Genomic DNA, 12,906 nt, shown 5'->3' on the forward strand with positions numbered 1-12,906 from the left:
TGCTGGCCCTAGTCAGGCTATCGAAATGGTTTATTTAAGTATTATTTTTTAAAACTTCTTCAATCGATCGATAATAGTGTGGGTATTCGTTTTTCACATATTCGCTAAAATTATCGGCTACTCCTTCCTTGTATTTATCAACTAGCAAATGGGTGTATCCATTTTCAGTTGCTAGTTTGTAATGAGGATCTATGATGGTTCCTACAGTCATTTTTAATTGATCTGCAATGACGGCCCAAAAGTATTGCTCCCATACGACGCACAATTTGTGAAGGGGAACAAGAGATTTGAATTTTTTTTCGTTGTGATCTATAAAAGTAAATACTGAATCACAGAATAATTTATTAAACTCAAGATTATTGCAGCCATAAATGCCGAGATTGACCGCCTGTTTTTTATTGGAGAACCCAGAAGGCAAATTTGTACCGAGGTTTTCTAGCATTTCAATATAAGGCATATAGGTTTTATGGTACGTATCGATATGAAAGGGTTCAATATTTTGCACGTAAAGATCGTTGGTTATCAGTTTTTTAGAAAAAGGTTCAAATAGAATGACGTCTAGATCAACGTGCAAAAATGGTTCTTTCTGGATGCTGTAAGCTTTTATTTTTCCTAGTGCCCATGAGCCTTTGTCATATTTCTGCAGTTCGTCAAGATCAGTTTTTATCGATTCAAATGGCAGTCCTAATTTTTCTATCCATATTTTGCTTACACTGTCAGTCACCATTTCGACTCTTCCGTAATGTTTGTAGCTATTGAGTACAGAGATGACCATAGACGACAACATTAATTTTGAGCTGAACCAATTGCTGGGTTTTTGCAAGCCGCTACTAGTATTCCAGTAACTGTAAACTATTTTCATTATTTGATGGTTATATTGATCGAGTATTGTGGACCTGAAGAAGTGACGGTGGCAGAAAATACAGTTCCATTGTTATTGAAGTAGCCACTTGTGCTGGTAGATCCGCCTGTCATATAAATGTAATTTGATGTTGTTAAACCTATAGTTGGAGTCGTTAAATCTAAAATGAATGTTCCATTAGAAAACAATAAATTAGTGTACGATGTATTGAATTGATAGATTTGACCATCTGCTAATGAAGGAAAGTCATTATAGGCGACAATTGTTCCATTTGCCTTAATAGACATAAAAGCAGCATCAATTGTACGTCCTGTGCTATTTAGTATGTAGCCAGTATTTACTGTACCGCCACCGCCAGATCCTCCTCCAGAAGAAGCTGCAGTATGATTGTATCCTCTCCATTCGCTAATTGTCGCTGGATTTGAACTAGAAGGCTTAGAAGAACTATTTTGGTTAATTGTGGCATAACTGCCATTTTCGGCAGCATCCAAAGATATGGATGCTGTTCTAGTTCTGCCTAATTCGACATTTATATCTCCCATGGAAAGTGGGCCAGTTGTTGAGAGTGCCATTATAAATTTAAATTTAAATGTTCAAGAATAAGTTTTAGTTTTTTATCCTGTTCTTCAATTTGAGTTTGCTGCTTTTTAACTGCTTCAAATAATACAGCAACAGCATTTTGATATTTTACAGCTTTGGTTCCGTCTTCGCGTGTAAGTACCAATTCAGGGAAATTTTCTTCAAGTTCCTGAGCGATAAAACCGATATTGTCTTTTTGGTCATTGTCAATTCTGTCGTATACAACTCCCCTTGAGGCTTGAATTCTTTCGATAACATTTTTAATTGGTCTGATGTTTTCTTTCACCCTTGCATCAGAAAAAGCTGTAACATCTCCTGTAACTGTTAAAGAAGCGCCAGTTATGGCACCCGAAAATGCTGAAAAAGAGGCATAATTACCTGAATGTAAAATATCATACCATCCTCCCCATGTTGTATCAATTCCTTTACGAAGTCTTAGACCTGGCAATCCAGAACCGTTTATACCGCTTTCATTTCTAAAAGCAAGTTGATAAGAAGAGTCTCCAGTAGAAGATGTAAGACCATCCCATGGGAAAAATGTCATAACTCCTCCATAATTTCCAGAACCGCCGACAGTTGCCGAATTGACAAAATCGAAACTAACTGTTCTGGCAAATGTATTTGGCAGACGATCGCTTAATGTTCGGGGACCATCATTGAATGATATTCTTTGCGCAGAAGTTGCAGTGCCTGCATTTCCGCCAATATTTAATGAACCAGCAGTTCCAGTAAGACCCGTTCCGTTTCCGCTAAAGTTATTAGCGATTACGGTTCCTGTACTTGACTGAATTTTAACTGCATCACAAGAAAAGGCATAAGTTGTTGCGTTACCAGTCATTGGATTTGTTCCTTGATTTACTCCCCAAAGTATCGGATAGGCAGCAGCATCTGTTCTATTGGCTAGAAGATCTACAAATCTAGAAGCCCCTCCAGCACTACCGCTAATATTGATACCCCAGTTTCCGCTAGCGCCTGCACCTGTCAAAGAAGGCGAATATGAGTTATAATTGCCATCATGCAATATTCTTCTCCAAGGCGTAAAAGTTGTCCCGTTAGAACTCCATCCTCTGAACCATAATGAATCTGTATTATGTCCTCCGGCAATCTGAAGACCAGTATCAATACCTTTTACAACAATTAAATTGTTATACGATGAACCAGGACCATTTGTTCCTGTTGAGTTGACATTGTAAAAACCAGAAGTAATGGCCGAATTGTAATTAAGATCTGTTCGAGTACCATCTTGATGAGGAACTTTGTCGGCATCATTAGTAGGAATCGTAATATTTGCCGATCCGTCAAAAGAAACGCCATTGATTGTTCTGGCAGTTGTTAATTTAGTGGCTGATAAAACATTTTTAGAAGCATCTGCAGTATTGTCTACACTTGCCAAACCAACATCTGCTTTGGCTAATGTCACCACACCTGTTTTACCTGCAACACTGTCTACTGCGCCGCTTGTAATGTAGACATAGGAAGATCCGCCCCAACGATAGGTTTTGTTGGTATCTTTTGCAATATAGATTTTTCCTGTTTCGCCAGTTGCAGGAAATCCTGCTAAGTTTGTAAATTCTAATACATCATCAACATAACTTGGCAATTGAGAAGTTGGAATAATTCCGCTGGCATCAAGAGTTGCTACTCCGTTTGCGGCTCCTTTTTCGCTAGAAGCAATTCGCGCAGTAGAATCGGCAGCATTGATTATAATATTTGCTGATCCGTCAAAAGAAACTCCATTAATTGTTCTCGCAGTTGCTAATTTTGTAGCAGAAGAAGCATTTCCGGTTAATGTTCCTGTAAATGTTGGAGCAGTTACAGATCCTGTAAATGTAGGAGAAGCTAAAGGAGCTTTTAAGTCATTATTGCCATTCAGTTTATTTATAGCAGATAAGACAGTGTCGGTTGCTGAAATCGTACCCGAAGCAGAACTGTAGCCTGTTAATGTTGAAGCAATTGCACGGGCATTAGAAAAATACAAGTTAGTAGATTCGGGAACATTCGCGGTATTTAAAGTCTGCCATGTTTTATCTCCTCTCCAGTATTGTGAGGCTGTACCAGCGGTAATGCTGTTTTCTTTAGATGTGTCAGTAATCGTAATATTTGCCGATCCGTCAAAAGAAACACCATTGATTGTTCTAGCAGTTGTTAGTTTAGTGGAAGAAAGGACATTTTTAACGGCATCTGCGGTATTGTCAACATTGCTTAAGCCAACAGCTGATTTGTCAAGAGTTTGCCAAGTTTTATCACCTCTAAAATATTGAGCATTTGTACCTGCCGCTATCAATGGCTCTTTTGAGTTTAATTGAGTTTGAATGCTTGAAGTTGCATCGTTGAAAGCTTGTTGGTTTGCCGATTGAAACTTTCTGTTTGCTGTTTCGGTAATCTGATCTGCAGTATAATTTCCAGTTCCAGGCTGTCCACCGTCAATAGATCCTGCATAATTGTATGTGATGCTTACCCAAAAGTCTTCACCAACAATCATTTCATCAAGTATTTCTAATGATGTAGAGGTGTTCATTCGGTATTGTAATGGTGCGCCAGGTGTGCCGTTTAAGGTAATGCCATCTACAATTACTGCTAAAACATTTAATGCCGGTTCTGATAAGGTAAATATTTTTGAACCTGTAAATTCAAAGTTTTCTTTTCGGAATTTATTTGCACCTAATCCTAACTCACTGGCATTATTAAAGGTTAATTCGCCTTTTTCATTAGTAATTAGGATTTTGTTTGGTCCATTTGTTTCTAAGTCGGATACTCTTATTCTGTTATGATTTGTACTCATTTGAATTGATTGAAATTAATAGTTTTACTCGTTTACGAAAAAATAAAATAGGCCTTACGTGTTAACTAACGGTTTGTATAGTATACTGTATCCAGCCATTTGCTGTTTTTTCATACATTAATGCTCCCGAAGCGATATTAAGGCAAGGCACTTTAAATCCGGTTTCTGCTGAAGGATATGCTGTGTTTAGCTGTGAACTGTTTAATGCTGAGGTTGTTGTGTTGTTTACCGTATTGTCAATATCTCCAGCAACTTGATATAATTGGGTGAAAGAACCATTGAATATTTTTACTAACCCTTTTTTCTTAATATTGATTGTATTGCTATTTGCTTTGCTGTAAAAAGAAACCAGCGGATCTGGAGAAGAGATCGTAACTGGAAATTGGGAGTTATTAAAAACTTCAAAGCTAAATTCGGTAATAGCTTCAAGTTTTATTGAAATTGGAATTGGCGCCGAAACAATAAGAGTTTTTCCTAAATCCTCTTCTGTAACATTGTAAACACCTTCTTCGGTGTTATTTTCAGAAATATGCTTGTATTTTGTTTTAAGGACAAATCCTCTGGTAGCCAAAGTATTTACAGTTGCATAAAGCGGGTCTACACTTTCATATTCTATTCCTTTTTGTTGGTTGTCATTAAAAATAGTTTTGTCATAATAAAAAGAGAAACCTTTTGCCAGACCATTTCCGTAGTAATTAAAAATACCCAATTCCAAAACTGGAAACTGGTAAAAGTCTGAATAATTATAATTATTAATTGAAAAACCGGCCCTAGAAGAATTTTGATAAACGGTAAAGTAATTATCCCAAAATCCGTTTGAATTTGAGACTTGGATAATATCGCTCATTGTGGGAACAGTCTTTTCTGATGGCTCTTTTATAGCCAATAGATTGCTGTCACTTAAGACTGGGATCAGACCTTTTCCTATGTTGATTAATTCTATAACATGTAAAATTTCTGCATTATAGGGTAATTCCATATTTTTTATTTATTAAGTTAAATGTTTCTTTTTTCTTTTTTTTCCGGTCGTCCTCATCTAGAAACATTACCGAATTTTCTTTATTGTTGTAGAGTTTTTGAGTGTACACTTCTTTAATTTTCAATTTGTTGAAAAAGCAGTTGTAGCCAAAATCTAGATCTTGGTTTGCTTGCAGGTTTTCGTCAAAATAAATTCTAGAATTATTTTTTTTAATTTTAAAAAGCGTGCTTGAGAAAAGCGGATACCTGAAGGTTTTCGGTTTACGATTTATATGGCTGATAAAGGAGATAATATCGTTGCCACTAAAGTTTTCCTGCAGTAAATCGTAGGTCAAGATTTGTACATCATCATCGCTAAAAATCGCCTCATTTTGATCTGAATTATAAAATATATTGAGAAGTTTGTTTCTGGCTGCAGATGCATTTATTACCTCAGAATTGATGTAGCTGATGTTTGGATGTAAAATTTTGTGCTTTTCATCGTTCATCCATAAAACCACTATTTTATAATCTAGTTTTAAATAGTAATGGATTAACTTTTTAAAGCTATGAACCCGATTTAAACGGCTGTTAAACCAGCTAATGATATAAACATTCATATCATTTTAGCTCGAATAAATCTGTTTGAAAACAACAATATTTGTTTTGCTGTCGGTGTCTAAAATTGTTTTTTCTTCATCGGGTAAACCTGCAAAATATTCATTAAGCATATCGGCTGTAATTTCTGATGATTCACTTGCATTTAGACTATTGATATCAATGTAAATGTTCCTTACAAAGTTGTTTTGATCAGAAGTTCCATTTCCAGGATTATTTCCTAATGCATTATCAATACCTTGGAGATGACCTTTTAAATCATTGCTTGTCGCGGTGTAATTTGTGGCTTCTAGTTTTACATTGATATTCTCTTTACTGTGTTTGATTAGTTTTGTCATTTTTTATATTGTTTTAATTGAACTGTGATTACTTTTATGAAGCGGTGAATGTATAGGCATTACTATTGCCAGAGATGTTGCCGGCAGCGTCTACAGCCCTTACTGTCCATGAATTGCTTCCCTGATTAATCCACGCTCCATATAAGGTTACCGTATTTGATGTGTTGTTAGTCTGAAAAACATTGCTAGAATAAAGTTTATAGGTAACCGGACTAGAAGGGTCTGTAACAACGTTCCATGACAAAGTGAGAGCTCTGCCAGGGTTATTATAAGACCCGGTAAGAGTAGGGGCAGGAGGAGGAGTATTATCAGTTTTTAGGTATTGGTACACATTAGAAAGTATGGACGGATTAATTGCATCTTCTATTTGGTACCAAGTCGTTGCTGAAGGAATGCCAACATTTCTAGGCGAGCTGGGTGAACCAGTGTCATTTGACCAAGGTCCACTTGCAGAGACCGTGCTTTTTTTAACAGTTATCGCAGAGGTTGAATATCCTGTTCCGCTTAAAGTAAAATAAAGATATCCAGCACTATAATTAGTAATCGTTATTGAAGGAGGTATTGCTGCATGATTGTAACCGTAAAATTCACTGATGCTATGAGGAGTGGTTCCATTAGGCTTTGCACTACTTGCTGCAGTAATATTCGTTGTAGATAATGTCGTCAGAGAAGCGTTTGTTGATGATATGTTTTTCTCTGCACAGATATTGCCCAATGATAACGGGCCGCTAGAATTTAAAGCCATTACTTGTTTATTTTGGTTAATAAATAATATTTGAAAGCATTGCTATAAGTCCAATTTCCGAATCAGAAAGAAGATCTTTGGAGGTAATTTTATCGACTATATGAGGTTGTAAAGTTTTTTCGTATCAGTATTTGGAGGATTTGCAGTTTGGCCAGTATTTAAACTATTTTTAAAATTGTATTTATTTTGAATGGTTTAGAGAGGTCAAATTCCCATATACTTGTAAAATATGAGCTCCAAAACATCTTTGATCCATCAGGACTAAAATTAACAGTGTAAAAATTACCTCCAGGTATTATAGCTGATAAGTCGATTGATTCAGAGGTAATTGCACCAGCCAAATCATAAGGGTTTAGAAAGTTTATTTTAATGACTGATCTTGGGCCACTGTAGGTAATGTTACGCTAACCTGATTAGAAACATCCTGCTTGTTTGATTCATTTGTTTCTAAGTCAGCGACTTTTATTCTGTTATGGTTTGTGCTCATTATGTTTTTTGTTTTTTATTGAAGGGTAAGAGTAGACAGGGATTCTAATAATAGTTAACAGTAATTTTTTTAATATCATTTTCTAAATCGAGATTAAGAACCATATAAGTAACCCCAAACAGATTTGCATTCTGGCTTACAATAATGACTTTAACTAGAGCCTCTTGTTCAACATCTCGCATCACATTTTAATTTCTAGATTAAATCTTATGATATTTTTGTTTTTATTACAATGAATTCCCTGTCCAACCTCTTGATTTTAAAGTAGCAAGTCCAGATGTGTTTGTTGGCGAATTTGGTGTTTTTGAAATTTGGAGCCAACCATTTAACTCACCATCATCTACACAGTAATCAATTATTTTATTCTTAATTGCTGATGTAAATCTGTTTGCTCCTATATTGATTGATTTAATTTTAGAAGTTCCAATTCGATTAATATCAAGTATTGATGTATTGTTCCACGCGTTAAAAGTTTCGAATGAAGGACAATTATTTAGGGTAATGTTTAGAATATTTATGCTAAGAAAATCAAAGAATTTTAGCATGGGGCAATTCTCAAATATTATATCGGATATGGTATTCTGTACCGACTTTATAGTAAACCTTGAGAGCTTTAAGCTGGTAATTGGTGCCGAAAACGCAAAATTATTGAAAGAATTCCCAATAGTGAGTTCTGATAAATTTTGAAAATTATCCAGTAAAAAATAAACATCAGTGACTTTAGTTTCAGCAACACTCAAAACACTGAACGCACTTGTAGAGGTCGAATTAATAGGAAGCATGGTTTCAGTAAAATTTAAGTTGCCTGAAAAGTCATAGCCTATGGAAGATGTTGAAAGATGAGCACCTCCCCAAACACAAGCTGTGATGTTATTATTTTGGAGTTGATTGATAGAGCGCCACGTACATCTAAATCTTGAAAAGTCAACCATTGTAACACTTTTAGCTGGTAAGTTAATATAAAAACACACAAACTCTTTTACTGAAAGAAAATAGCCTATTTCTTCACTAATCGTGTTATTTGATAAATTAAAATTTTGGTTACTTGTATGTAAGCCCTCATAGTAAATAAAGTTTGATGTAAGTCCTACAAGCTTTACATTAATGATACCGGTGTAAGTTGGTGTCAATTGTATATTAAAAATGCTTGAATTTGATTTAGTCTTAAAATAGAGATAAAAACTACTTTTTTTGCGACCAAAAATTGTTTTTCTTAATCCCATAATTATAGTCCTAAAATCATTATTGAATGCTGCCCCTCATTTTGCATGAATGTAAAAATCTGTTTTTCACTTACTGCAGGAGGCGTTACAAATTCAAATGTTTTGGGAGAGGTGATAGACCAAGTTAAAGATGTTCCTACCTTGGTGATTCCTTCAAAACACATTCCTGAATTAATAAACGAATTAGGGATTGTTAAGATTCCTGTCCCTGTAAATTTTACCGTTTTTCCATGCCATGAATCTTGAACTGTTGCGGGCAATGTTACGCTAACCTGATTAGAAACATCTTGCTTGTTTGCTAAGGCTATATCTCCGTTTCCCAAAATTGATACACCAGTGATCGTTTTAAAAGTTTTCTCAGGAATAGTATTAAAAGTTAATTCACCTCTTTCATTGGTAATTAGGATTTTGTTTGATTCATTTGTTTCTAAGTCAGCGACTTTTATTCTGTTATGGTTTGTGCTCATTATTTTAGTATTTTATATGTGTTAAAATGTTTGTCTAAGAGGCTTTAAAAAAGAATTTAGCAGAATGCATTTATATTCCTCCATCAGTAATTACCCAATTATTAGGCGAACCTGTCAAAATTGCTCTTCCTGCGCTTGATGCAGAGGTATATTTTGCACTTCCAAATGTTATTGTAATATTTGGTTTAACTGGTCTGCTGCTCCAACCATTATAAATTGCATCCAAATTTGCCATTGATAATTTATTAACCCTTTTAAACCTCATGAAATCTGTAAAATTGATTACATTTGACACATTCCACATTCCTATATTTTGATCGAAAGCAGTTACAAATGCGCCATTGGTAGCGCCAAACATTCCAGACATATTCGTAACGGCCGCGGTGTTCCAAGAATCAATATTTTGATTAAAATACTGACATGATTCAAACATACCAGACATATTACTCACACTTGAAACATTCCAAGAATTAAGAGGTTGGTTGATGCTTGAACCTGCAAACATTCTGCTCATACTTACACTTTCGCTTGTATTAATCACCCAATTATTAATGTCTGAACTGCCTCCATTATTAAAAATTGTTGCTGCATCAAACATCGATAAGAAATTCACAACTTTTGACACATTCCAAGCGCCTAAGTTTTGATTGAATCCTGTAGCAAATCCGAACATACTTGTCATAGATGTAATATTTGACGTATTCCAATTTCCAAGCGGCTGATTAAACGCAACTGTTGCATTGAACATTCCAGAAACATTTATATCTCCTGTAGATTTCAATACCCAATTATTAATGGTATTACTTCCGCCATTGTTGAAAGCAGGATTTGCCCTGAACATATTTTGAAAAGTTGTAACATTCGACACATTCCAAGCTCCTAAATTTTGATTAAATAAGTTTGCATTTTGAAACATGGCAGCCATCGTTGTCACTTTTGATGTATTCCAATTACTTAAAGGCTGATTGAACGCAGATGCTGATTGAAACATACCGTTCATTGCAACACTTGCACTTGTATTAATCACCCAATTGTTTATTGAATTGCTTCCACCATTATTGAAAGCTGACGCAAATAAAAACATACTTGCAAAATTAGTTACAGCAGATACAGTCCACGCTCCTAAATTTTGATTAAACGATGAAGCGCTATTAAATGATTGTTGCATATTTGTAACAAGTGACATATTCCACGAGCCTATTGGCTGATTGAACGCAGTAGCCGATTGAAACATACTTTGTATTGTTGTCAATGCCAAAGTATTCCAATTATTAATTGTGTTGCTTCCTCCGTTATTAAATACGCTTGCGCCTTGAAACATACCTGCAAAATTAGTAACTGCAGAAACATTCCAAGAACCGATGTTTTGATTGAAGACTGTTGCTCCCGCAAACATACTTTGCATTGTCGTCACCTTCGATGTGTTCCAACTGCCTAAAGGCTGATTGAATGATGAGCATGAAGTAAACATATTACTCATGTTTACACTTGCAGATGTATTAATTGTCCAATTATTAATTTCTGGACTGCCACCATTATTAAAATTTGTATTTATAAGGAATTGAGAAAAATTGGTAACTTTTGATACATTCCATGCGCCTATATTCTGATTAAAATTAGTTGCGCTTCTAAACATATTACCCATACTTGTTACATTAGAAGTGTTCCAAGAACCTACTGGCTGATTGAAAGAAGCGGCTCCATCAAACATAGCAGCCATTGATGTAACGTTTGCCGTATTCCAATTGCTAATGTTTTGATTGAAATTAATGGCTCCAACAAACATACCAATCATATTTGTTATTCCTGACGTGTTCCAGTCATTCATAAAGTTAACTGTATTTAATACAGAACAAGCAGCAAAACAGTTTGATAATGATGTTGTTCCCGTCAAATCCAACACATCTGAAACACCTGATAGATTCAAATTGCTACATCCATTAAATTGCGCAAACGTAGCTCCAAGTCTTAATTTTCCCCATGATTGTATAGATAATAATTTTAATCGGTCTCCATTATTATTAAATTGCCATCCCGTGCAAGTACCACTTATTTTAATCGTATAATCTCCTGCTGCGGCATAAGTATGCGTAATCTCAGATTGATTCCAAGCAGTGATTTTGCTAGAACTTCCATCTCCCCAATCAACAGTGAAATTGTATGTTCCCGACGAAACTAATGGGAGTCTCACTTGCGTGGCGGTACTAGATCCGGTAGATGTATTTGAAGTTCTCCAAGTAGAAACAAAAGAATTTTTACTTCTTCCGAAAACAGTATTTTGTAATAAAGCTCCCATAATTATACTCCTAATAATAAAACGCTATTTGTATTGCCTCTTTTCGTAAAAGTGAAAATCTGTTTTTCGGATGTTACTGAAGGGATTCCGAATAGCCAAGTATGCGGTGCTGTAATTGCCCAAGTCACACTTACTCCAGGCAAGGTGATTCCATTAAAGATGAAGCTTCGAGGCAATGAAGCAGGTACTGTAATTGTGCAGTTGGCCGTAAAAAGGACGGTTTTGCCATGCCAGTTAGAAAGCATGGTTTGGTTTGAATTTACTTCCAGTTGATTCGAAATATCTTGTTTATTTGATAAATCGATGTCTCCGTTTCCAAGGATTGATTCTCCATTAACTGTTTTAAAAGTTTTCTCAGGAATAGTATTAAAAGTTAATTCACCTCTTTCATTGGTAATTAGGATTTTGTTTGATTCATTTGTTTCTAAGTCAGCGACTTTTATTCTGTTATGGTTTGTGCTCATGTTTTTATTGTTAATTGCAAGTTGTTTAAAACCTTTCTGAGGGAATAGTATACACGTAAATCCAAATTCCACAGTCATTTTTTCTTTTGACTATTTTTTTTGATGGTCAATTAAAAAAGATTTTTTCTGTAGAATTTGGATTAAATACTTATGAGACTCTTAATAGGAAAGAACAATTTTTATTTGTCAAAGTTGACATCCCTTTTTAATCGTTATTTGCCAGAGGTTGTTTGTAGTTATGTGTTAAAATTCCATTAGCAAAAAAGGTGTGAAATGGATTTAGTGTCATTGGATAGATGTTTCGCTTTTCTAAATTGACTGTTACGGCTGTAACAGGTATAACTTCTTTATCTATCGTGTATAAATTATCTCCAACCAAAATATCTCCCAAAGGAATAAATCGCCAATGACCATCGCGCTGAATTAATTGCAGGTGGCTAGGTGTGGCTTCAAGCAAGCCATCATTTACAATAATTGTTTTATAGGCGACTTTATGAGAGAGTTTCGTTATTGGAGAAGTAATTCTGTTTTCAGACAAGTGACCGCAAGACCATTTGTATAACTCTTCAGCATTATTGGTATCATTAAGAGTTTCAATTTCAGAGGAAAGCAATAGCTGGTCGAGAGTCAGTTCTTCAATTGCTTTTCTTTTGCCATCAGGCAATGTGATAAGCGTGCCTTCAACGAGACATCCGGTTCCACCACCTCCACCTCCAGTTGGTGGTGTATATGTGATTTCGCACGTTCCCGCATTGTTTGCGTGAGTCTGTACATTTGCTGCCAACCATGCATCGGCTTGTGCATTGGCGTCGGCAAGACTTACGGTAGAAAAAAATAGATTTGCATCGGCGACAAGTGTCACGATGCTGCCGCTGTATCCTGCTCCGCAGTTATTTTTTTGGGCGCTCCGTCTTTTTTCTACACTATAATATCTTATGCTTGGAGCGCAAGTGGCAGTATCTAAAACGGGTGCAATATAATCGGGATCTGTAACTACATTTGGTTTTGGGTCTGCTCCTGTAGGGCTGCCATTATCTGTATAGTATAACTCTAGATTGGCAAAAGATTTATATCCTGTATTTCCCATA

General features: G+C 35.6%; 14 protein-coding genes. All 14 read right to left on the reverse strand.

Features of this window, described 5'->3' with window-relative positions; genetic code table 11:
* Nucleotides 1-34: 34 nt before the first annotated feature.
* The 14 genes from N4T20_RS10255 to N4T20_RS10320 all read right to left on the reverse strand — a co-directional run bounded on the left by N4T20_RS10255 (nt 35) and on the right by N4T20_RS10320 (nt 12,905).
* A complete protein-coding gene (locus N4T20_RS10255; RefSeq protein WP_260672905.1) occupies nt 35-862 on the reverse strand; it encodes a DUF6734 family protein in 828 nt (275 codons plus the stop codon).
* Nucleotides 862-1,434 carry a hypothetical protein gene (locus N4T20_RS10260; protein WP_260672906.1) on the reverse strand — a complete coding sequence of 191 codons (573 nt, stop codon included), beginning with the start codon at nt 1,432-1,434 and terminating at the stop codon, nt 862-864. The genes N4T20_RS10255 and N4T20_RS10260 overlap by 1 nt, the downstream gene beginning before the upstream one ends.
* Nucleotides 1,434-4,223, reverse strand: a complete 2,790-nt coding sequence (locus N4T20_RS10265) for a pyocin knob domain-containing S74 family peptidase (protein WP_260672907.1) — start codon at nt 4,221-4,223, stop codon at nt 1,434-1,436. The genes N4T20_RS10260 and N4T20_RS10265 overlap by 1 nt, the downstream gene beginning before the upstream one ends.
* 61 nt (nt 4,224-4,284) lie before the next feature.
* Nucleotides 4,285-5,202 (reverse strand): hypothetical protein, encoded by a 918-nt coding sequence (locus tag N4T20_RS10270; protein WP_260672908.1) that lies wholly within the window; start codon nt 5,200-5,202, stop codon nt 4,285-4,287.
* Nucleotides 5,186-5,800 (reverse strand): hypothetical protein, encoded by a 615-nt coding sequence (locus tag N4T20_RS10275; RefSeq protein WP_260672909.1) that lies wholly within the window; start codon nt 5,798-5,800, stop codon nt 5,186-5,188. Before N4T20_RS10275 ends, N4T20_RS10270 begins: the two co-directional genes overlap by 17 nt.
* 6 nt (nt 5,801-5,806) lie before the next feature.
* Complete coding sequence (locus tag N4T20_RS10280; RefSeq protein WP_260672910.1) at nt 5,807-6,136, reverse strand: hypothetical protein; 330 nt, start codon at nt 6,134-6,136, stop codon at nt 5,807-5,809.
* Nucleotides 6,137-6,170: 34 nt separating this feature from the next.
* On the reverse strand, nt 6,171-6,881 hold the full coding sequence (locus N4T20_RS10285; protein WP_260672911.1) for a hypothetical protein: 711 nt from the start codon (nt 6,879-6,881) through the stop codon (nt 6,171-6,173).
* A 361-nt stretch (nt 6,882-7,242) separates the two neighbouring features.
* Nucleotides 7,243-7,368 carry a hypothetical protein gene (locus tag N4T20_RS10290; RefSeq protein ID WP_260672912.1) on the reverse strand — a complete coding sequence of 42 codons (126 nt, stop codon included), beginning with the start codon at nt 7,366-7,368 and terminating at the stop codon, nt 7,243-7,245.
* Between the two features lie 44 nt (nt 7,369-7,412).
* Nucleotides 7,413-7,550: a hypothetical protein gene (locus N4T20_RS10295; protein WP_260672913.1), complete on the reverse strand. Its 138-nt coding sequence runs from the start codon at nt 7,548-7,550 to the stop codon at nt 7,413-7,415.
* A 45-nt stretch (nt 7,551-7,595) separates the two neighbouring features.
* Nucleotides 7,596-8,591 carry a hypothetical protein gene (locus N4T20_RS10300; protein WP_260672914.1) on the reverse strand — a complete coding sequence of 332 codons (996 nt, stop codon included), beginning with the start codon at nt 8,589-8,591 and terminating at the stop codon, nt 7,596-7,598.
* 2 nt (nt 8,592-8,593) lie between these two features.
* Nucleotides 8,594-9,058 (reverse strand): hypothetical protein, encoded by a 465-nt coding sequence (locus tag N4T20_RS10305; protein WP_260672915.1) that lies wholly within the window; start codon nt 9,056-9,058, stop codon nt 8,594-8,596.
* A 70-nt stretch (nt 9,059-9,128) separates the two neighbouring features.
* Nucleotides 9,129-11,354, reverse strand: a complete 2,226-nt coding sequence (locus N4T20_RS10310; protein ID WP_260672916.1) for a BspA family leucine-rich repeat surface protein — start codon at nt 11,352-11,354, stop codon at nt 9,129-9,131.
* 2 nt (nt 11,355-11,356) lie between these two features.
* Nucleotides 11,357-11,818 carry a hypothetical protein gene (locus N4T20_RS10315; protein WP_260672917.1) on the reverse strand — a complete coding sequence of 154 codons (462 nt, stop codon included), beginning with the start codon at nt 11,816-11,818 and terminating at the stop codon, nt 11,357-11,359.
* Between the two features lie 205 nt (nt 11,819-12,023).
* Nucleotides 12,024-12,905, reverse strand: coding sequence for a Hint domain-containing protein (locus N4T20_RS10320; RefSeq protein ID WP_260672918.1), 882 nt, complete (start codon nt 12,903-12,905; stop codon nt 12,024-12,026).
* Nucleotide 12,906 lies beyond the last annotated feature (1 nt).

Origin of the sequence: Flavobacterium sp. TR2, from assembly GCF_025252405.1 — a bacterium.
Classification (GTDB): Bacteria; Bacteroidota; Bacteroidia; order Flavobacteriales; family Flavobacteriaceae; genus Flavobacterium.